The sequence below is a fragment of the Ruegeria sp. CDSC042 genome, assembly GCF_059610745.1.
On sequence record NZ_JBXWOF010000001.1, the window covers coordinates 613,672 to 632,528 of the forward strand.

An 18,857-nucleotide genomic window follows, 5' to 3' on the forward strand; every position below is an offset into this window, starting at 1 on the left:
GCCGACGGGTTAGTTTGCCGCGAAGCTGACAAAGCGGAGACGCACCATGAATGCCCCTGACACCAAGCCGACATTACGCTCCAAAGATGCGCCTGACATGGGCCAGTTCGCCTGGGATGATCCGTTCCGCCTGTCAGACCAGCTAGACGAAGACGAGCGTATGATTGCGGCCAGTGCGCAAGCCTATGCGCAGGAAAAGCTTCAGCCGCGGGTGACAGAAGCATTTCAGAACGAAGAAACTGACCCCGAGATTTTTCGTGAAATGGGTGAAATGGGTCTGCTGGGCACTACGATCCCGGAAGAATACGGCGGGCTAGGGGGCGGATATGTCTCTTACGGCCTTGTCGCCCGAGAAGTGGAACGCGTGGATTCGGGCTATCGCTCGATGATGTCTGTACAAAGCTCGTTGGTGATGTATCCGATCTATGCCTATGGCAGCGAGGAGCAGCGCCGGAAATACCTTCCGAAACTGGCCAGCGGCGAATGGATCGGATGTTTTGGTCTGACCGAACCTGATGCGGGCTCTGATCCGGCAGGTATGAAAACGCGTGCGGAAAAGATCGACGGTGGATATCGTCTATCTGGCAGCAAGATGTGGATATCGAACGCCCCGATTGCGGATGTGTTTGTCGTTTGGGCCAAATCTGATGCACATGACGGAAAGATCCGTGGCTTTGTCCTTGAAAAAGGCCTCAAAGGTTTGAGCGCGCCGAAAATCCAGAACAAGCTGAGCCTACGCGCCTCGATCACCGGTGAAATTGTGCTGGAGGGTGTCGAAGTCACCGAGGATGCTTTGTTGCCTCATGTTCAAGGCCTGAAAGGCCCGTTTGGATGTCTTAACCGCGCACGCTACGGAATCAGCTGGGGTGTTATGGGCGCTGCCGAAAGCTGTTGGCATGCGGCACGCCAATATGGGTTGGACCGGAAACAATTTGACAAGCCATTGGCGCAGACGCAGCTTTTCCAGCGCAAATTGGCGGATATGCAAACAGAAATTGCTCTGGGTCTTCAGGCAAGCCTGCGTGTCGGGCGACTGATGGACAAGGCCGAAGCCGCGCCCGAGATGATATCGATCATTAAGCGCAACAATTGCGGCAAAGCCCTGGATATTTCACGTCATGCGCGTGACATGCACGGCGGCAACGGCATTTCGCTAGAGTTTCAGGTCATCCGACATATGGTGAACCTAGAAACGGTCAACACCTACGAGGGGACGCATGATGTTCACGCGTTGATCCTGGGGCGTGCACAGACGGGATTGCAGGCGTTTTACTAAGTTTCCAGAATTCGTGTAATTGGTATTATGTTAAAATAATTCCAATGCGCTTGGGAAACTTTTCAAATCCTCACAATACCTTACGATCTGTTCCTGACACCTACTGCATCATGAGGATCAAATGGAACTGAACGGAAAGATCGTTGTTGTGACCGGTGCCGCAGATGGCATCGGAAAAGGTTTGGCACTGCGATTTGCTCGTGAAGGTGCTACGGTTGTCTGCGCTGATATCAACAAAACCGGCGCAGACGCTGTCGCAAAAGAGATTGGCGGCCATTCATTCCATTGTGATGTTTCGCTTGAGGCTAATACAGCCGAGTTGATCGAAGCTGTAGAAAGCTCGGTTGGCCCTATCGATCTGTATTGTGCAAATGCCGGGATATTGACGATTGGTGGTTTGGAGGTTCCGGATGAAGACTGGGATCGCATCTGGAAAATCAACGTGATGTCACATGTTTGGACCGCGCGGCATCTGGTGCCCAGAATGCTCGAACGTGGCGGCGGCTATATCATGACAACGGCCTCAGCCGCTGGATTGCTGAACCAGCCAGGTGCAGCTCCATATGGTGTCACAAAGCACGCAGCCGTTGGGTTTGCTGAATGGTTGTCGCTTACATATGGGCATAAAGGTTTGCTGGTCTCGGTACTTTGCCCACAAGCCGTACGGTCCGATATGACGCGCGGGCACGAAACTTCCGTGGCTTCGATTGACGGAATGTTGGAACCTGAAGATGTTGCCGAGGCTTGCGTAAAGGCAATATCTTCTGAGCAATTTCTGGTACTGCCGCATCCAAAGGTTCTGGACTACATTCGCCATAAATCCGGAGATTATGACAGGTGGATTTCAGGAATGCAGAAGTTAAATCAAATGTTTATTGAAGAGACTTAACTTTTGTTCTGAGGGCGCCTCATCAGGCCTTCCTGGGCAACTGATGCGACCAGAACGCCATCTTCGGAATAGATTGATCCACGGTTGAAGTTGCGCCCTCGCCCGCCCCATGGCGAATCCATGGAATACAGATGCCAATTCTCGAACTTGAGCGGCGCGTGAAACCAAATCGCATGGTCCAGGCTGGCGCCGTTCACTTCACCAGTAAACCAACTTAGGCCGTGCGGGCGCATGCCCGAGCTCATGAGATACATATCTGAAGCATAGGCCAGCAACAGATGCTGCGTGACCGCATCGGCATTGGCCGCGGCGCCCATTCGGAACCAAATCTGGTTGCGGTCATCCGATTTCTCTGGGTTGAAAGGATCCAGATGGCCGACCTCGCGGACTTCGATCGGGCGCTCGCGTGTTAGTTCTCCGCGAAAGCTGGGCGGTACTTTGTCCAGATATTTCTTCTTGAGCTCTGATCGCGATGGGTAGGATTCGGGCGCTTCCATCTCAGGCATGTCGTGTTGATGATCCCAACCTTCGTCCTGAATGTGGAATGAGGCGGACATGTTTAAAATCTGCTTACCATGCTGAATTGCAACCACACGGCGCGTCGTGAACGAACCTCCGTCACGGGCCCTATCAACTTGATAAATTACGGGAATGCTTGGGTCGCCCGGGCGGATGAAATAGGCGTGCAGGGAATGACACAGGCGGTTGTCGACGGTGCGATATGCTGCGGCTAGTGCTTGTGCGATGACCTGACCGCCGAAAATTCGCATAGGTGTTTCGCCGCCCGACCCTGTTCCCCGAAACAGGTCTACTTCCAGTCTTTCAACGTCCAGAAGATCCAGAAGAACTTTCTCTGCTTCGGTCATATGCGGTACTCCGATTAATCTTGGCGAATGGGTATCAGCGCGCCGAATGTCATTCAATGATTGACCCGAGGGTGAGCGCCTTCAATTCTGCGCGGGAGGGATAAGAGCTGGATGGTGACAGTTGGGTGAAAAAGATCGCTGTAAAATCGTTCTGACGATCAACCCAAAAGAAGGTCGATGCCATACCACCCCAGCTGAAATCCCCCATGCTGCCCGGAACACAGGTTCTGCCGGGGTTAATGACGACAGCGCCACCAAGGCCAAAGCCCATGCCCTCCATGGGTTGTTCCGCAAAACTCTGCGGTCCCATCGAGGCAATATCGCCGGGTAAGTGGTTGTGAAGCATGAATTCTACAGTTTTTGGTGCAAGAATCTGTTGATCACCGAACCTTCCGCGATTTCGGAGCATCTCTGAAAATCTAGCAAAGTCATCAATGGTTGAAACCAACCCTCCGCCCCCAGAATACATTGATGCCGATTCAAAGGGCGATGCGTCGGCATTGTCGACCAGACGCAAAGTCTGCTCACCCGTACGGGCTTCGTTTAGCGCCATCGCATTGCCCGCCAAAGGCGTATAGAGCGAGGCAAACCGATCCCCTGCTCCCGCCGGAACCCTGAACCCGGTCTGGGACATGCCAAGAGGTCTGAAAATCTCTTTCGCAAGGAATTGCTCCAGAGATTGGCCAGAAATAACTTCTATCACGCGACCAATAACGTCTATCCCTACCGAATATTCCCATCGCGTTCCCGGCTGAAAGGCGAAAGGCAAAGTGGACAGCAAAGATACTCTTTCGGCCAAAGACCCTTCTTTAGGGCCGAAAACAAGATCAAGTTCGTCCATTGCCGATGCCAGGATTCCGGGGTTGAAAGGATAGCTCAGGCCACTTGTATGGGTCAGCAGCTGATGAAGCGTTGGTGCAGGTGCAGGTTCGGTCTGATCCAACCTTGTGGCGCCGGGTACCAGCGCCTGTGTTGCGGTGAAATCAGATATATATTCAGACACTTGAGCACCGAGGTGAACCTCACCGCGTTCAACAAGGATCATCAGAGCCGCAGTGGTTATCGGCTTGGTCATTGAATAGATGCGAACGAGGGTATCCCGCTCGAATGGCAGATTGTTCTCAACGCTTCTAAGCCCGCAGGAATGAAACAGAACCTCCCTGCCCTGATGCATCATCAAGAATGAGCTTCCGGCATATTTGCGATCATCCACATAGGATTGCATCCAATCGCAAATACGATCTAGCCGGGCTTGTTCGAACTTCATCTGTGTGTGCTCAACTTTGAGAAATTAACGTATCTTTCCCGGATATTGCGGGGTTAAGCGGAAAAAGGACAGCTAAATCACCTCAATCCAACGATGTCCCTGTACGCCAAAAGGGTTTTGCCTGCTAATGTGGTCGCAGATAGATTCGTGTCCGGTTCGACTCTCGCCTGATGGAGGAGAAATATGCCGCAACATATAGAATTTGTTTATGATTTTTGTAGTCCGAACGCCTTCCTCGCGCAGAAGATGATATCTGATATCGCTGCAAAGCACGAAGTCGGTGTTACATATGTTCCGGTTCTGCTGGCCACTGTTTTCAAAGCCACCAATAACCAAAGCCCGTTTAAGGCTTTTTCAGAGAACCGGCAGAAGACGGCCTATTTGACCCGCGATCTCCATCGCTTTGCGCGTCACCGTGGGTTGAGCTTTCATATGAGCCCACATTTCCCGATGAACACCAAATTCGCCATGCGCGGGGCTTTGTTAGCATCCGGTAAGTCATGGGAAAACAAATATATAGCGTCCATATTTGATGCTATTTGGGTGCATGGGCAAAAAGTGGATGATCTGGGTGTCCTTTGCGACATTCTTCAGGATAACGGCTTGCCTATACGAAAACTGCGCGAGGCCATGACCAATCTGAACGTAAAGCAAAACCTGAAAAACCAAACCAAGGCTATGGTCAAGCGGGGTGTTTTCGGTGTCCCCAGCATGTTTGTAGACACTGAGATGTTCTTTGGCAAAAACAGCCTGGCTAACCTTGAGCTTGAATTGTCGAGATTTCATGCGCCCTAGGCGGTTTCATCCTCTGCCCAATGCAGTCAGCCCTCGTTGTGCAAACTTAGGAACGTAACTACCAAAAATCTGAGCTCTTTTCGGATCAGAGGCGTTTCCGTCAAGCGCCCGCTTATAAACACCCTGCAAGATCGCGGCCATTCGGAAGAAATTGAACGCCAGATAGAACCCAAAGTTATCAATTCCGGGAAGGTCGCGGCGCTCGCAGTATTGATCAATGAAAGCCTGATCGGATGGCAGGCCGAGCGAGGACCGGTCTATACCAGCCAGACCCCGCCCCTCTCTTCCAGGTGGCATCTGCCATTGCATGATAACAGCTGCGAGATCGGCAAAGGGATGCCCGATTGTCGACAATTCCCAATCCAGTACGCCCAGACAGCGTGTGCCCTGCTTTTCGAACATCAGATTGTCGATGCGGTAATCGCCGTGAACTAGCGTTCTCTGACCATCATCCTTGGGGGTTGCGTTGGTCAAAGCCTCGATCAAGGCATCCATATCCGGAATCAGAGTGGTTTCGGACGCCCGAAATTGTTTCGTCCACCGCCCGATCTGACGCTCAAAATAGCTTCCCGGCGGGCCATAGTCGGACAGGCCAACAGAATCGATGTCGACCTTATGCAGCGCCGCCAGAACGCGGTTCATCTCGTCGATAATTGCCGTGCGGGTTTCGGTTCTTTCACCAAGCATTGTGGGTTCAAGAAAAGTCCTACCATCGAGATGCTCCATCACATAAAACGCCGACCCGATGACGTCATCATCCTCGCAAAGCAGCAGCATTTTGGGTACAGGCACATCGCTGTCGGCCAATGCGCTTTGAACCCTGAACTCGCGGTCAACGGCATGGGCGGATTTCAGCAACACTCCCGACGGCTTGCGGCGCAGGACATAGGAATTCTCAGGCGTTTTTAACTCAAAAGTTGGGTTTGATTGGCCAACCTCGAATTTTTTCGCCTCCAACGGACCCCGATACCCTTTGAGATGCGTGCCGAGATAGGCATCGACACGTTTCAGATCCAGAATTGCGCTGTCCATTTTGTGGCTCCCTTTGGCCGATGCTTCAGAGTGCTTCAGCAAAGATGTTGCCGGCGGTGACAACATTGATTCCGCCCGAAACCGGGATCACCGCGCCGGTGACATAGCTGCCGCCCAGACCGCACAGGAACAGCATACAGCCTGCGATATCCTCGTCACGTCCAACGCGACCCAAGGGCACGGATTTGCCGACTTTCTTGCGCGTCCCTTCGTCAGATGTGGCAAATGCCGTCATCCGGGAGACAAAGGGTCCAGGCGCCAGCGCATTGACGGTGATGTGATGCGGAGCAAGTTCTTTGGCCATGATTTTGGTTAGATGCAGCACAGCCGCCTTTGAAGCAGAGTAGCTATACGCACCGTCGCCCATAGGAACTTCGCCCATAACCGATCCAACATTGACGATGCGGGATGGATCTTCGGCAGTCCCGGAAGACATCAGAATCGGCAACAGTTTTTGGGTCAGTTCGAAGATTCCTGTCACGTTGACTGACATGACTTTTTCCCAGGCTTCGTAGGGAAACTGACCCATCGGTGCGCCCCAGGAAACACCGGCATTGTTCATGAGGATATCCAGCCGGTCCGTGCGCTTGAGCACTTCGGCCACCAGATTGTCGACACCCTCTTTTGATCCGACATCACCGGCAAACCCTTCGGCGGTTCCTATGGCGTCCAGTGCGTTCAATTCGGTCGCGACCGCCTCGCACGCGTCGCCTTTACGAGATGCCAACAGTACACGTGCACCCGCCCGGACCAGCGCCTCGGCCGCCATTCGGCCAATTCCGGTGGCCCCACCCGTGACCAGAGCGGTTTTGCCCTGCAATGAAAAAAGAGTTTCGGGGGTCATGACCTGCTCCTCGGTTTTTGATTTTGGCAAACTGTCTCATTTGTCGGTCAAGAGTAACGCCTAACCCGGTTGTGCCGGGTGGTTTCTTGACAACTCAGAACAGTACGCCAAAAGTTCCTCCTTACCGAATAACAGGGACATTAGCGTAAACATGCAAGCCTTACTCAGCGTCGCTCCGGGCGGGCCGGAAACATTGGAACTGACCACCCTGCCCAATCCGTCGCCAGGCAAGGGCGAATTGCTTGTTCGCGTGCGGGCCGCAGGTGTTAATTTCCCGGATACACTGATGATACGCGACCTGTATCAGATAAAGCCACCAAGACCGTTTGCCCCCGGAGGTGAGATCGCTGGCGAGGTTATCGGGCTGGGCGAAGGTGTTTCGGGCTTTAACGTTGGCGACCGTGTGCTGGCTCTGACCGGACACGGAGGTTTTGCCACACATCTGGCGGTCAAAGCGGCGACAGCTGTTAAATTCCCGAGCTCAATGCCATTTGAAGACGCGGCGAGCTTTATATTCACCTATGGCACCTCATATCACGCACTGAAGGACCGCGCTGCGCTGCAACAAAGGGAAACGGTCCTGATTCTGGGTGCCGCAGGCGGAGTTGGTACGGCTGCGATTGAGCTAGCCAATGCCATGGGGGCTCGGGTTATTGCGGCAGTCTCATCGCAGGACAAAGCAGATTTCTGTCGTCAGATCGGGGCGGACGAAACGATCATTTACGCGCGCGACATGGACAAACCGGCGCAGAAGGTCTTTGGATCGGACATCAAGGCCTTAGCCGGTGGTCAGGGCGTTGATGTCGTCTACGATGCCGTTGGCGGTGCCTATTCAGAGCCAGCGCTGCGCAGCTTGGGGTGGAAGGGGCGATTCCTGGTCGTCGGTTTCCCAGCCGGAATCCCTCAGATACCATTGAACCTCCCTCTGCTTAAGGGTTGTCAAATTGTCGGTGTTTTCTGGGGCGCCTCGGTGTTTCGCGACCCGAAAGGACATGGCAAAAACATGGAAGATTTGTTCGGGTTATACGCCAAAGGGCAGATCAAACCACAGATCAGTGCGCAAATCCCTCTGGATCAAGCCCAAAAGGCGCTAGACCTTCTGGCCAGCCGAAAGGCCCTTGGGAAAATTGTCGTGACCATGGCATAGCCAGCCAATATCTGAAACTTCAGCCTCGTGTCCTATAGGCCGCGGTTCTGACGCATGATCCAGGTTCGGTGGACATCTCTACCTGTTCACGTTTAAGAACCTTGTTATGGGGACAGTATAACAATGCATAAAGCTCTTATTCTGAATGGTCCGAACCTCAATCTGCTGGGCACGCGACAGCCCGAGGTTTACGGAAGCACAACGCTGCAAATGGTCGAGGATATGTGCCTCGAACACGGTAAGTCTATCGGGATGGAAGTGATTCATTTCCAATCCAACCACGAAGGCGCGTTGATTGATGCCATTCATGCCGCCAAAGGTGTGCAGGACGGCATTGTTTTGAACGCAGGTGCCTATACGCACAGCTCGATTGCCCTGATGGACGCAATCGCCTCGGTTGAGCTGCCGGTCATCGAGGTTCATTTGTCCAATATCCACGCGCGTGAGGAGTTTCGACACCGATCCTATATCTCACGTGTGGCTGTAGGCATGATTTGCGGATTGGGTCCGCAGGGATATGTGCTGGCGCTGGATGCGTTGCGGTTCCATTTACAGGGTGAATGATCGCTATGAAGCTTTCTGAGTATCTGAATTTCCTCAGCTATACCAAAACCCTGGAAGAGCTCTGGGATGCCCATTGCCGGCAAATGGCAGAATATGGGTTCGATCGTTTGCTGTACGGATATACGCGATATCGCACCGAAACGTCGCTGGGGGATCCCGAGGATTTTGTAATCCTGACCAATCACAGCAAAGATTACCTGGATGGGTTTCTGGGAGGCGGGTTGTATTTCCATGCTCCAATGCTGAAATGGGCTTTGCATAATGAAGGGGCCGCAAGCTGGAGGATCGCCCAGGATCTGATGACTGATGGCACCCTGACCGCAAAAGAGCGAGACGTCATCGAGTTCAACAAAACCAAAGGTGTCGTCGCCGGCTATACGGTCAGTTTCGACTCGGTTTCGGTTCGGTCGAAAGGGGCAATTTCGCTTTCAGCGCATGGATCGCGTACACAAGACGATGTGGACGCTGTCTGGGAGGAATTTGGCCAGGATATTCTTCTGATGAACAACGTTGCTCATCTGAAAATCCTCACCCTGCCCTATAACGCACCAAATCGCGCCCTGACAAAACGTCAGCGTGAGGCGCTTGAGTGGGTCGGCGACGGCAAAACAACTCAGGACATTGCGATTCTGATGGGGCTGACTTCGGCCACTGTCGAAAAGCATCTGCGTCTGGCGCGCGAGGCCCTCGTGGTCGAGACAACGGCGCAGGCAGTTTTGAAAGCATCTCTTCAAAATCAGATGTTCATCGTTGGGGTTTGACTCAGGGAGTGACGCGAATATGCGTCAATTTACCTAGGGTAAGGAAAACATGACTTTCCGAATCTAACGCTAAAGTTGCAAAGTGGTATTGTTCCGTGAGTGGTGGCTTTAGCCTGGGAACATTTGGTCGGATCTTTGCAATAACAAAGCTCTCCGATCGCTCTGACAATAGGGCGCCTATTTGTCCGCGTCTCTTTGTCGGAATTTTGGGGGGCCTCGTCCATCCCCATCTTTGCGGGGCCCCTCATTTAAACTAGGTTTAACTTGTGGACGCTTTCGGCGTCCTTTTTCGTTTCTAGGCATCATTTCTACACTAAGGGCAAAGAAAAACCGGATACGCATGGCGTACCCGGTTTCTCAGATTGATACAGGCCCTGTTCAGGGCCTGTGATGCTTAGCCCTGAACTGCTTTTGCAACTTCAGCGGCAAAGTCTTCTTTTTCGACAACGATGCCTTCGCCAACTTCCAGACGCACGAATCCGGTGACGGTCGCGCCTGCTTCTTTGGCAGCGGCCTCAACGGTCAGGTCAGGGTTTACTACGAACTGCTGGTTCAACAGGGTCGATTCAGCGACGAACTTCTTCATGCGACCAACGATCATCTTTTCGATGACCTGCTCCGGCTTGCCGGATTCGCGCGCGATGTCCATCTGGACCTGCTTTTCTTTCTCGACGATCGCCGGGTCCATGTCTGCCTCGGACAGAGCTGCCGGGTTCACAGCCGCGATATGCATCGCAATCTGCTTGCCGATGGCTTCGTCACCGCCGGTCAGAGCGACCAGAACGCCGATCTTGCCCATGCCGTTAGTGGCTGCGTTATGGACGTAAGATACAACAGTGTCGCCCGACAGTTTGGACATACGGCGCACCGACATGTTCTCACCGATGGTGGCGATCTTGTCGGTCAGCGTTTCCGCAACGGTTTTGCCACCCAGATCAGCTGCCAGCAGAGCTTCGACATTGTCGACGCCTTCTGCGGCATATGCGATCTTACCAACCATTTCCTGGAATTCGGCGTTTTTCCCGACGAAGTCGGTTTCCGAGTTCACTTCAACTGCAACACCATTGTTGCCGTTTACGTGAACGGCAACCAGACCTTCCGCCGCGGTACGACCCGATTTCTTGGCCGCTTTGGCCAGGCCTTTGGTGCGCAGCCAATCAACGGCTTCGTCCATGTTGCCGCCGGTTTCGGTCAGCGCTTTTTTCGCGTCCATCATGCCTGCGCCAGTGGTGTCGCGCAGTTCTTTTACCATTGCTGCTGTGATTGCCATCTTTTGGCTCTCCTCAATTCAAACGGAATTGGGGCAGGTCATACCCTGCCCCAGATGTCATTTACGTGACGGGCAGCTTACGCTTCGGCAGGTGTTTCTGCTGCTGCGGGTGCTTCTTCCGCAACGACTTCTTCAACCGGTGCTTCTTCGAATGCGCCAAGATCAACGCCTGCTGCACCCATCTGAGCGGTCATGCCGTCCAGAGCGGCACGTGCTGCCAGATCGCAGTACAGCGAGATCGCGCGGGCTGCGTCATCGTTGCCAGGGATGATGTAATCGACACCATCGGGCGAGCAGTTGGTGTCGACAACTGCCACGACCGGGATACCCAGCTTGTTGGCTTCGGCGATGGCCAGTGCTTCTTTTTTGACGTCGATGACGAACAGCAGGTCCGGGACGCCGCCCATTTCGCGGATACCGCCCAACGAAGCCTGCAGTTTGCCCTGGTCACGTTCCATGCCCAGACGCTCTTTCTTGGTCAGGCCTTCGGCGCCCGATTCCATGGCTTCGTCAATCTGGTTCAGACGGTTGATCGACTGGGAAACGGTTTTCCAGTTGGTCAGGGTGCCGCCCAGCCAGCGGTGGTTCATGTAGTACTGGGCTGACTTTTCAGCTGCTTCGGCGATTGGGCCTGCGGCCTGACGCTTGGTGCCAACGAACAGAATGCGGCCGCCCTTGGCAACAGTGTCACGAACAGCCTGCAGAGCCTGGTCCAGCATCGGAACGGTCTGGGTCAGGTCCATGATGTGGATGCCATTGCGCGAGCCGTAGATGAACGGGCCCATGCGGGGATTCCAACGCTGTGTCTGGTGACCAAAGTGAACGCCAGCTTCCAACAGCTGACGCATGGAGAACTCGGGAAGAGCCATGCTTTATTTCCTTTTTCCGGTTTACGCCTCGGCGGGGGTGAAAGAAGCGGATGCTCCAACCGGCGGGCCAGATAAGGATGTCTCCCCTATAAAGCCCAAACCCCGCCTGCGGGTTTGAATGGCGCGCGTATACGGCAGGTTTTCAGGCAGTGCAAGGGCCAATCGCCCTATTTTTCAAGCCGCGCAAGGCTGTGCGCCTGACGCACGGTATCTTCGCAATAGGCGGCCAGGGCTTTTCGGTTTTCAAAGTCGCTGACCTTGGCTGGCGAATGATAGATTAGCTCTACGCCACCTTGGCGACGCGCTCCCAAAGTCTTTAACAGATGCGGCGCAAAATCCATGTCACCCCACCAGCCATAAAACCGGTCAGGCTCACCCTTAGGTGCATGGTAAACGACCGACACCGGTTGAACATACATGAAATCGCGTAGATCTTCGGTGAAGAATGCCGCAAAAAGTGTTGTTTTAAATGGTAAAATCCGTAGACCGTCGGTCGACGTACCCTCTGGAAAAAACAGCAGCTTGTGACCGGCTGTCAGGCGCTCCTGAAACAGAAGTGTCTGTTCGCGTGCCTTCTTGCGGTCGCGCTCGATGAAAACAGTACCTGTCGCTCGCGCCAGCCAGCCTATACCTGGCCATTTGGCTACCTCGGCCTTCGAGACAAAATAGATCCTTTTACGGGCATTCAGCGCAAAAATATCAAGCCACGAGGAATGGTTCGCAACAACCGCACCACGCTGGGTCATAAGCTCGCCGGTTGTACGGTAGCTAATCCCGAGAATCCGGAACGCATTACGGCATACGAACTGCGTGATGAAGGGCGTGACCGGACGGTGAACCCCATAGAGCGGGCGCTCGATCATGCGAAGGATCAGCAGGACAATCAGCCCGCTGAATACAAATACAGCAAGTGGTAAACCCCGAAAGAAGACCAATAGCCAGCCGCAGACCCCCAGATTGATCGGGTCAGGTGCATCTTCACTGTGCCATGAGGCGTCACTCATCACGTTACGCTCCGCCATAGATGCGCCGTTGTCGCTCATTCATCCGCGCCGTGTCGAGGATAAGGCAAACATCGGTGGTATTGAACATATGGTCGATAAAGGCACCCTCGCCCACAAACCCGCCGAGACGCAGGTATGCTTTTATCAGTGCTGGAACCTGCACCATCGCTGCGCGCCGATCCAGTTTATCGCTATCCAGCATATCCATGGGCTGGAACACTTTGGGCTGAGCCCGAACCCGAAGGTCCGGAGGCGCAAGGTGATTGTGATGTAACATGGACAAAGGCTGAGCCAGAGCTTGAGGATCGGTTCCGTGGAAACTGGCGACGCCAAACAAGACCTCGATCTCGCGCTCGGCGACATAGGCGGCCAACCCGTTCCACAGGTGATACATTGCAGTGCCGCCGCGATAATCGGGATGTAGACATGAACGTCCCAACTCCAACAGCTTGCGTCCGCCTTGTTTCAAGATGGAAAGATCGTATTCATCTTCGGAATAGAACTGTCCGATTTCAGAAGCACGATCACCTGGTAACAGCCTGTAAACGCCAACAACTTTTCCAGATTGATCGTCAATCGCCAACATATGATCGAAATAGGGATCGAACCTGTCGCGCTCCAACCCGGCATCGTGGTCGACCATTTCCCCACCGCCGCCCAGTTCACGTATGAACACATCATAGCGTAACCGCTGTGCAGCCCGCAATTCGGTGTCATTTTCGGCGAGTTTGACGGTGAAAGAAGGGCCTGCGTCCGGCATCAGAGGTTCCGTATTGTTTCCGCGCTGATACCGCAGGTTTCAGGGGAATGGCAACATAGAGCGCTTCGATCAAACGTTAACCTTTCTTAAACCAGTTTCACGGATCAAAGACCGGCATCAGGGCGATGCGTGTCCCGTCGATTACCACTTTTCCCTGCTCGCGGAAGTTTACGGTGATCTTACCTGCGATGTTGGATTGTACCTGTCCAACGCCCCAATCGGGGAAATCGGGGTGGCGGACATACATGCCCGGTGCAAGAATGGCATTCAGATCTGTCATCAAGGGGCTCCGGTCCGGCGGCAGATACAGCAGGAGGTACGCATGAGCGACTTGGACGTCAACCTGGCCGAACTGATCGGCTCGCGGATCTGCCACGATCTGATCAGCCCGATCGGGGCGATCACCAACGGCTTGGAGCTGCTTGAAATGGTTGGCGCGGTGCAAGGCCCCGAGATGGAACTGATCGCAGGAAGTGTCGGCAGCGCCGGCGCACGCATCCGCTTTTTCAGGGTCGCTTTTGGGTCGGCCAGCGATCATCCCCTTGGGCGGGCCGAGGTTTTAGAGCTGTTGAATGATGTCGAACGCGCAGGTCGTGTTCGCGTCAACTGGAACCTGACCGAAGCGGTGCCGCGTAATCAGGTGAAACTGGCCTTTCTAGCGTTGATGTGCTGCGAAAGCGCGATGCCATTTGGCGGGGATGTAACGATCGTAAACGACGGGAAAAACTGGTCTGTGACAGGGACCGCGGACAAATTGAAGCTGGAAGCCGAGCTATGGAAGAACCTGCCCAGCGGACGGTTTACCAACAAGGTCACCCCAGCGCAGGTTCAATTTGCGCTGCTGCCGGAATCCGCATCGTCGATGGGACGGCGGGTCGCGACCGATACGGCCTCAACCCGCGTCGAAATCCGGTTCTAAGACCGAACAGTCCCTGAACCGCGCACCAGATACTGAAAACTGGTCAGTTGAGCCGCCCCTACGGGGCCGCGCGCGTGCATCTTTCCGGTGGCGATGCCAATCTCGGCCCCCATGCCAAACTCACCGCCATCGGCGAATTGGGTTGAGGCGTTATGCATCAGGATCGCGCTATCAAGCCGTTCAAAGAACCGGGCAGCTGCAGCGGGATCCTCGGTCATGATGCAATCGGTATGGTTCGACCCAAACCTGCGGATATGAGCAATGGCGGCGTCGATATCAGTCACCGGCTTGGCCGCGATGATACTATCCAGAAACTCTTTGCCCCAATCATCAGAAGTGGCCGCGATAGTGCCATCAACGGCCAAAGTACCTTCGGCGTGTACTTCGACACCTGCGGCCAGAAGCGCCGATATGACATCCCGTCCCAGCGTTTCAGCGATATCCTGATGGATCAGCAGACATTCGGCAGCACCGCAGATTCCGGTACGACGGGTTTTGGCGTTCAAAACCACCTCCAGCGTCTTTTGGGGGTCAGCGGCCTTGTCGATATAGATATGCACAATGCCTTCCAGATGGGCAAACACGGGCACGCGGGCCTCGCGCTGGACTAGCCCGACCAGCCCTTTGCCCCCACGGGGAACGATCACGTCGACATAATCGGTCATGGTCAGTAGTTCCTGAACCGCCGCCCGGTCGCGGGTTGGGATAAGCTGAACGGCATCCTCGGGCAGGTTCGCCGATTTCAAGCCCTGAACCAAACACGCGTGGATGGCTGACGAGGAATGAAAGCCTTCTGATCCACCGCGCAGGATGACCGCGTTCCCGGACTTCAGGCACAACGCTCCCGCATCCGCCGTAACATTTGGGCGGCTCTCATAAATCACGCCGATAACCCCCAAAGGTGTCCGCACACGCTGGATGTTCAACCCCGAGGGCATGTCCCATTCGGTCAGAACCTCACCAACAGGATCGGCCTGCTCTGCAACGGCGCGCAGCCCGTCGACCATGCCCTGAATGCGGGTCTCATCCAGCATCAGGCGATCCATCATCGCCGGGCTCAACCCTTTGTCGCGCCCGAATTCCATATCTTTCTTATTGGCCGCAATGATCTGTTCACGATTGGCCCAAACAGCCTCGGCGGCCCCAATCAGGGCAGCATGTTTACGCTCGGCGCTTGCAAATGCCAGCTCGGCAGCGGCGGCCTTGGCGCGTTTCCCAAGATCGGTCATCAGGTCGGGGATGCTGTCGAAATCCTTCATCTCAGGTGCCTTTCAGTCAATTTGTCAAACAGCCAGATCATCGCGGTGGATCAACACCGCGCGGCCAGGATAGCCTAGAGTGGCTTCGATTTCGGTCGATTTGCGCCCCTTGATAGCGTCTGCTTCTTGTGCGGTATAGCGGCTGAGCCCCTGCGCAAGCCGTCGCGCCTGTTGGTCCATGATCGAAACAGGATCACCGCGCCCGAAATCTCCGGATACTTCGACTATTCCTGCTGGCAAAAGGCTTTTGCCATTGCTCAGCGCCCGCGCGGCCCCCGCGTCCACAACGATCTCACCTCGGGGTTTCATCGCGGAAATCCAGCGTTTGCGGGCGGCATGCGGGTCAACTGTCGCTGTGAACCATGTGCAGTTCGCGCCGTTTTCAAGCGTTTTCAACGGGTTCAGAGGGGATCCTTCGGTGATCGCCATATCGCAACCAGCAGCCGTGGCCATTTTTCCCGCCAACAGTTTGGTCTTCATCCCGCCCTTTGATAGGCCGGAACCGGCATCACCCGCCATCGCCTCAATCTCGGGCGTGATGTTTTCGATGACGTCATACCGCCTGGCAGAGGCATCCTCATTTGGATTGGCCGAGTAGAAGCCATCAACATCCGACAGCAGGATCAGCTGATCAGCGCCAACAGTGACGGCGATCTGAGCGGCCAGACGATCATTGTCGCCATATCGGATCTCATCTGTGGCGACTGTATCGTTCTCGTTGACAATCGGAACGACTCCAAGCCCCAGCAGCGTTTCCAAGGTGGCGCGTGAATTCAGATAGCGGCGACGATCCGCGCTATCCTCCAGCGTGACGAGCACTTGTGCAGTGGTAATGTTGTGAGGCGTCAGGGCTTCTTCATAGGCGCGGGCCAGCCGGATTTGCCCGACAGCGGCGGCGGCTTGCGACTGTTCCAACGGAAGCGTGGCCATGGGCAGACCCAAAACGCCACGCCCCAACGCGATTGACCCCGATGAGACCAAAATGACGTCGGTCCCCTGCCCCTTCAGCCATGCGACGTCCTGAGCAAGCGAATGTAACCAATCAGATCGCAGCAACCCTGTGTTCCGATCCACCAGCAAGGCGGATCCGATCTTGACCACGAGGCGTTTGGCTGCGGTCAGGGTTGCCAAGGCAGTTCCTCCTCGGCGGGTTTCTGGCGCACGCGGTCATCGTCTATCCGACCGCGCAAAGCCCGCAGGACGTCGGTTACACCCAGATGTGCCACACCAGACATTGCCATTACGGAGCCTCCGACGGCCTCTTCAAGCTCGGTCTTGGCCAGTTCGCGTTCCTCGTCATCCAGGGCGTCGACCTTGTTCAAGACGGTGATGCGAGGCTTATCGGCCAACTCACCACCATAGGCTTCAAGCTCGTGAATGATCGTGCGATAGTCTTCGGCCACACTTTCCGAGGTGCCATCAACCAAATGCAGCAATACCGCGCAGCGTTCGACATGGCCCAGAAAACGGTCTCCGATGCCACGTCCTTCATGTGCGCCCTCGATCAGACCGGGGATGTCGGCCACCACGAATTCCACATTGTCGACACCCACCACGCCCAAATTGGGGTGCAAGGTGGTAAAGGGGTAATCGGCAATTTTGGGGCGTGCGTTCGATGTCGCAGCAAGAAAGGTCGATTTGCCGGCATTAGGCATTCCCAACAGGCCGACATCGGCAATCAGTTTCAGGCGCAGCCAGATCGTGCGGTCGATACCTGCCTGACCCGGATTAGCCCGACGAGGAGCCTGGTTGGTGGCCGATTTGAAGTGCAGGTTGCCAAAACCGCCATTGCCGCCCTTGGCCAGCAGGACCCTTTGGCCCACCTCTGTCAGATCGCAGATAACCGTTTCTTCGTCTTCGTCCAGGATCTCAGTGCCGACCGGGACGCGAAGAATGATGTCATCACCATCTTTTCCGGTGCGCTGCTGTCCTCGGCCAGGCTGACCGTTCTTGGCAAAGAAATGCTGCTGGTAGCGAAAGTCGATCAGGGTATTCAACCCATCCACAACTTCGACCCAGACAGAGCCACCTTTACCGCCGTCCCCGCCATCGGGACCGCCGTATTCAATGTACTTTTCGCGCCGAAAACTGACGCAGCCGCCACCGCCGGCCCCGGACCGGATGTAGACCTTTGCAAGATCGAGAAATTTCATGACTGTCCCCTACTGCAAAGGCCCCACCGGCCACAAGTCAGAGTTTTTTACTGTATGTCCAAGTGGGCACGTTCGCATCACGCGCCACCGAATAGATTTCGGCATCACCCAGGTATTCGAAACCACAATGCGTCAGCACCCTGGCTGAGGCTGGATTGTCCTGAAATACGCTTGCGAACATCGACGTGTTTTCAAGCGGATTGGCGACAACCAGTGTTTCGACCGCCAGAGATGCGATCCCGGTGTTCCAATAGACAGGAGCCACCCAATAGCCGACCTCGGATTGGTTGCGATCCAGGCGTTCCAAAGAGATCAGGCCTATCAGCTCCGGACCGCCATCCTTGGTCGCGTCCATCGCCCAGACATCCTCGCTGCGGTCTTCGGCCATGGACCGGGTCACAAAGGCCTCAACCGCGCCGGGCGGCAAAGGGTGCGCAATCCTTGTCGTCATACGCGCAACCCGCTCATCTCCGGCATAATGTTCGATGAGACCCAGATCCGACCGGCGCAGAGGGCGCAGATCGAACCGCTCGGTTTCTATGACCGGCTGGTTTATGATCGTCTCAAGTTTCATAGGTGCGTTCCTCCTCCGAACAACACAAAAAGTACAGACGCAACAGTGAGACCTGCTAACGTCCACATCAGATATTTTTCCATCGGCCGACCTTCAACCGCGTGGGCAATTCTATCCCCGGCAAATGTCCAGATTGGGTGAAGAATCACCTGACAAATCAACAAACAAGCCGCGATTGCGAGCGTTGCCTCAAAAGTTGGTGTTCCGACGGCGACAAACCCCGTGAACCCCGCAACGATCATGGCCCAGGCCTTGGGATTGAGCGGATGAACAATCAATCCAGCCAGAAACCCTGGCGCTGCGCCATCAGCCTCTTGCCGGGACAGCCGCGTGTTGGCGATCTTCCAAGCCAGCCACATGATATAGGCCGCCGAGGCGTATTTCAGAACAGCAAACACCGCCGGCGCCTGATCCGCCAATTGCAGCAACCCAAAGCCCACCGGCCAGATGATTAGCTGCTTGCCCAGAATGACGCCGCCCACAAAAGGCAGCGCTGCCCGAAACCCGTAACGCGCACCGGTTCCCAGCAGGACCATATTGGCCGGTCCCGGCGTGCCGACCTGACTGGCGGCAAAGATCAGGAAACTGGTGGTTGCGACTGTCATCGG

At 55.0% G+C, this 18,857-nt stretch carries 21 protein-coding genes; 7 read left to right on the plus strand and 14 right to left on the minus strand.

The features are described from left to right. Nucleotides 1-46: 46 nt before the first annotated feature. Both AC2FHX_RS03170 and AC2FHX_RS03175 read left to right on the plus strand, forming a co-directional pair. Nucleotides 47-1,276, plus strand: a complete 1,230-nt coding sequence (locus AC2FHX_RS03170; protein ID WP_496700304.1) for an acyl-CoA dehydrogenase — start codon at nt 47-49, stop codon at nt 1,274-1,276. A 121-nt stretch (nt 1,277-1,397) separates the two neighbouring features. After that, the gene (locus tag AC2FHX_RS03175; RefSeq protein WP_496700303.1) at nt 1,398-2,165 is read left to right on the plus strand and encodes an SDR family oxidoreductase; all 768 of its coding nucleotides are present in this window, start codon (nt 1,398-1,400) and stop codon (nt 2,163-2,165) included. Here AC2FHX_RS03175 and AC2FHX_RS03180 read toward each other — a convergent pair. Continuing rightward, a complete protein-coding gene (locus AC2FHX_RS03180) occupies nt 2,162-3,031 on the minus strand; it encodes an acyl-CoA thioesterase (RefSeq protein WP_282021248.1) in 870 nt (289 codons plus the stop codon). The two genes, AC2FHX_RS03175 and AC2FHX_RS03180, sit on opposite strands and share 4 nt — an antisense overlap. Nucleotides 3,032-3,080: 49 nt before the next feature. Beyond that, nucleotides 3,081-4,298 (minus strand): serine hydrolase domain-containing protein, encoded by a 1,218-nt coding sequence (locus AC2FHX_RS03185; protein ID WP_496700302.1) that lies wholly within the window; start codon nt 4,296-4,298, stop codon nt 3,081-3,083. A 183-nt stretch (nt 4,299-4,481) separates the two neighbouring features. Here AC2FHX_RS03185 and AC2FHX_RS03190 point away from each other — a divergent pair, with 183 nt between their 5' ends. Continuing rightward, on the plus strand, nt 4,482-5,093 hold the full coding sequence (locus AC2FHX_RS03190) for a 2-hydroxychromene-2-carboxylate isomerase (RefSeq protein WP_496700301.1): 612 nt from the start codon (nt 4,482-4,484) through the stop codon (nt 5,091-5,093). A 6-nt stretch (nt 5,094-5,099) separates the two neighbouring features. Here the strand turns inward: AC2FHX_RS03190 and AC2FHX_RS03195 are convergent, their stop codons facing one another. Continuing rightward, nucleotides 5,100-6,125: a phosphotransferase family protein gene (locus AC2FHX_RS03195; protein ID WP_496700300.1), complete on the minus strand. Its 1,026-nt coding sequence runs from the start codon at nt 6,123-6,125 to the stop codon at nt 5,100-5,102. A 25-nt stretch (nt 6,126-6,150) separates the two neighbouring features. Continuing rightward, on the minus strand, nt 6,151-6,969 hold the full coding sequence (locus AC2FHX_RS03200) for an SDR family NAD(P)-dependent oxidoreductase (RefSeq protein ID WP_496695446.1): 819 nt from the start codon (nt 6,967-6,969) through the stop codon (nt 6,151-6,153). A 151-nt stretch (nt 6,970-7,120) separates the two neighbouring features. Here AC2FHX_RS03200 and AC2FHX_RS03205 point away from each other — a divergent pair, with 151 nt between their 5' ends. The 3 genes from AC2FHX_RS03205 (at nt 7,121) to AC2FHX_RS03215 (ending at nt 9,441) form a co-directional block, all read left to right on the plus strand. Next, nucleotides 7,121-8,116, plus strand: coding sequence for an NADPH:quinone oxidoreductase family protein (locus tag AC2FHX_RS03205; RefSeq protein WP_496700299.1), 996 nt, complete (start codon nt 7,121-7,123; stop codon nt 8,114-8,116). A 123-nt stretch (nt 8,117-8,239) separates the two neighbouring features. Then, complete coding sequence (gene aroQ, locus AC2FHX_RS03210; RefSeq protein ID WP_496700298.1) at nt 8,240-8,680, plus strand: type II 3-dehydroquinate dehydratase; 441 nt, start codon at nt 8,240-8,242, stop codon at nt 8,678-8,680. A gap of 5 nt (nt 8,681-8,685) precedes the next feature. Next, on the plus strand, nt 8,686-9,441 hold the full coding sequence (locus tag AC2FHX_RS03215; protein ID WP_142633818.1) for a LuxR family transcriptional regulator: 756 nt from the start codon (nt 8,686-8,688) through the stop codon (nt 9,439-9,441). A 394-nt stretch (nt 9,442-9,835) separates the two neighbouring features. Here the strand turns inward: AC2FHX_RS03215 and tsf are convergent, their stop codons facing one another. The 5 genes from tsf to AC2FHX_RS03240 all read right to left on the minus strand — a co-directional run bounded on the left by tsf (nt 9,836) and on the right by AC2FHX_RS03240 (nt 13,624). Further along, nucleotides 9,836-10,711, minus strand: a complete 876-nt coding sequence (tsf, locus tag AC2FHX_RS03220; protein ID WP_142633819.1) for a translation elongation factor Ts — start codon at nt 10,709-10,711, stop codon at nt 9,836-9,838. Between the two features lie 77 nt (nt 10,712-10,788). Further along, nucleotides 10,789-11,580, minus strand: coding sequence for a 30S ribosomal protein S2 (rpsB, locus tag AC2FHX_RS03225; protein WP_142633821.1), 792 nt, complete (start codon nt 11,578-11,580; stop codon nt 10,789-10,791). Nucleotides 11,581-11,747: 167 nt separating this feature from the next. Then, nucleotides 11,748-12,584 (minus strand): lyso-ornithine lipid O-acyltransferase, encoded by an 837-nt coding sequence (gene olsA / locus AC2FHX_RS03230; protein WP_142635124.1) that lies wholly within the window; start codon nt 12,582-12,584, stop codon nt 11,748-11,750. Between the two features lie 4 nt (nt 12,585-12,588). Beyond that, entirely contained in the window at nt 12,589-13,344 is a 756-nt protein-coding gene (gene olsB, locus AC2FHX_RS03235; protein ID WP_142633823.1) for an L-ornithine N(alpha)-acyltransferase, read from the minus strand. 97 nt (nt 13,345-13,441) lie between these two features. After that, on the minus strand, nt 13,442-13,624 hold the full coding sequence (locus AC2FHX_RS03240; protein ID WP_008756567.1) for a DUF3553 domain-containing protein: 183 nt from the start codon (nt 13,622-13,624) through the stop codon (nt 13,442-13,444). 42 nt (nt 13,625-13,666) lie between these two features. Here AC2FHX_RS03240 and AC2FHX_RS03245 point away from each other — a divergent pair, with 42 nt between their 5' ends. Continuing rightward, complete coding sequence (locus AC2FHX_RS03245) at nt 13,667-14,263, plus strand: histidine phosphotransferase family protein (RefSeq protein ID WP_282021254.1); 597 nt, start codon at nt 13,667-13,669, stop codon at nt 14,261-14,263. Here the strand turns inward: AC2FHX_RS03245 and AC2FHX_RS03250 are convergent. From AC2FHX_RS03250 to AC2FHX_RS03270, 5 genes are read right to left on the minus strand one after another with little or no spacing between them, the layout of a single operon-like run. Beyond that, nucleotides 14,260-15,522, minus strand: coding sequence for a glutamate-5-semialdehyde dehydrogenase (locus tag AC2FHX_RS03250; protein WP_496700297.1), 1,263 nt, complete (start codon nt 15,520-15,522; stop codon nt 14,260-14,262). The two genes, AC2FHX_RS03245 and AC2FHX_RS03250, sit on opposite strands and share 4 nt — an antisense overlap. Before the next feature lie 24 nt (nt 15,523-15,546). Then, on the minus strand, nt 15,547-16,653 hold the full coding sequence (gene proB, locus AC2FHX_RS03255; protein WP_496700296.1) for a glutamate 5-kinase: 1,107 nt from the start codon (nt 16,651-16,653) through the stop codon (nt 15,547-15,549). Beyond that, nucleotides 16,641-17,675 carry a GTPase ObgE gene (gene obgE, locus AC2FHX_RS03260; RefSeq protein ID WP_496691244.1) on the minus strand — a complete coding sequence of 345 codons (1,035 nt, stop codon included), beginning with the start codon at nt 17,673-17,675 and terminating at the stop codon, nt 16,641-16,643. Before obgE ends, proB begins: the two co-directional genes overlap by 13 nt. A 37-nt stretch (nt 17,676-17,712) precedes the next feature. Then, the gene (locus tag AC2FHX_RS03265) at nt 17,713-18,249 is read right to left on the minus strand and encodes a GNAT family N-acetyltransferase (RefSeq protein ID WP_496700295.1); all 537 of its coding nucleotides are present in this window, start codon (nt 18,247-18,249) and stop codon (nt 17,713-17,715) included. Beyond that, entirely contained in the window at nt 18,246-18,854 is a 609-nt protein-coding gene (locus AC2FHX_RS03270) for a LysE family translocator (protein WP_496688076.1), read from the minus strand. The genes AC2FHX_RS03265 and AC2FHX_RS03270 overlap by 4 nt, the downstream gene beginning before the upstream one ends. Nucleotides 18,855-18,857: the final 3 nt, after the last annotated feature.

Bases quoted from the DNA above. Each gene is read 5' to 3' on its own strand.
- AC2FHX_RS03170 (WP_496700304.1), top strand. From the start codon at position 47: ATGAATGCCCCTGACACCAAGCCGACATTACGCTCCAAAGATGCGCCT.
- AC2FHX_RS03175 (WP_496700303.1), top strand. From the start codon at position 1,398: ATGGAACTGAACGGAAAGATCGTTGTTGTGACCGGTGCCGCAGATGGC.
- AC2FHX_RS03180 (WP_282021248.1), bottom strand. From the start codon at position 3,031: ATGACCGAAGCAGAGAAAGTTCTTCTGGATCTTCTGGACGTTGAAAGA.
- AC2FHX_RS03185 (WP_496700302.1), bottom strand. From the start codon at position 4,298: ATGAAGTTCGAACAAGCCCGGCTAGATCGTATTTGCGATTGGATGCAA.
- AC2FHX_RS03190 (WP_496700301.1), top strand. From the start codon at position 4,482: ATGCCGCAACATATAGAATTTGTTTATGATTTTTGTAGTCCGAACGCC.
- AC2FHX_RS03195 (WP_496700300.1), bottom strand. From the start codon at position 6,125: ATGGACAGCGCAATTCTGGATCTGAAACGTGTCGATGCCTATCTCGGC.
- AC2FHX_RS03200 (WP_496695446.1), bottom strand. From the start codon at position 6,969: ATGACCCCCGAAACTCTTTTTTCATTGCAGGGCAAAACCGCTCTGGTC.
- AC2FHX_RS03205 (WP_496700299.1), top strand. From the start codon at position 7,121: ATGCAAGCCTTACTCAGCGTCGCTCCGGGCGGGCCGGAAACATTGGAA.
- aroQ (WP_496700298.1), top strand. From the start codon at position 8,240: ATGCATAAAGCTCTTATTCTGAATGGTCCGAACCTCAATCTGCTGGGC.
- AC2FHX_RS03215 (WP_142633818.1), top strand. From the start codon at position 8,686: ATGAAGCTTTCTGAGTATCTGAATTTCCTCAGCTATACCAAAACCCTG.
- tsf (WP_142633819.1), bottom strand. From the start codon at position 10,711: ATGGCAATCACAGCAGCAATGGTAAAAGAACTGCGCGACACCACTGGC.
- rpsB (WP_142633821.1), bottom strand. From the start codon at position 11,580: ATGGCTCTTCCCGAGTTCTCCATGCGTCAGCTGTTGGAAGCTGGCGTT.
- olsA (WP_142635124.1), bottom strand. From the start codon at position 12,584: ATGAGTGACGCCTCATGGCACAGTGAAGATGCACCTGACCCGATCAAT.
- olsB (WP_142633823.1), bottom strand. From the start codon at position 13,344: ATGCCGGACGCAGGCCCTTCTTTCACCGTCAAACTCGCCGAAAATGAC.
- AC2FHX_RS03240 (WP_008756567.1), bottom strand. From the start codon at position 13,624: ATGACAGATCTGAATGCCATTCTTGCACCGGGCATGTATGTCCGCCAC.
- AC2FHX_RS03245 (WP_282021254.1), top strand. From the start codon at position 13,667: ATGAGCGACTTGGACGTCAACCTGGCCGAACTGATCGGCTCGCGGATC.
- AC2FHX_RS03250 (WP_496700297.1), bottom strand. From the start codon at position 15,522: ATGAAGGATTTCGACAGCATCCCCGACCTGATGACCGATCTTGGGAAA.
- obgE (WP_496691244.1), bottom strand. From the start codon at position 17,675: ATGAAATTTCTCGATCTTGCAAAGGTCTACATCCGGTCCGGGGCCGGC.
- AC2FHX_RS03265 (WP_496700295.1), bottom strand. From the start codon at position 18,249: ATGAAACTTGAGACGATCATAAACCAGCCGGTCATAGAAACCGAGCGG.
- AC2FHX_RS03270 (WP_496688076.1), bottom strand. From the start codon at position 18,854: ATGACAGTCGCAACCACCAGTTTCCTGATCTTTGCCGCCAGTCAGGTC.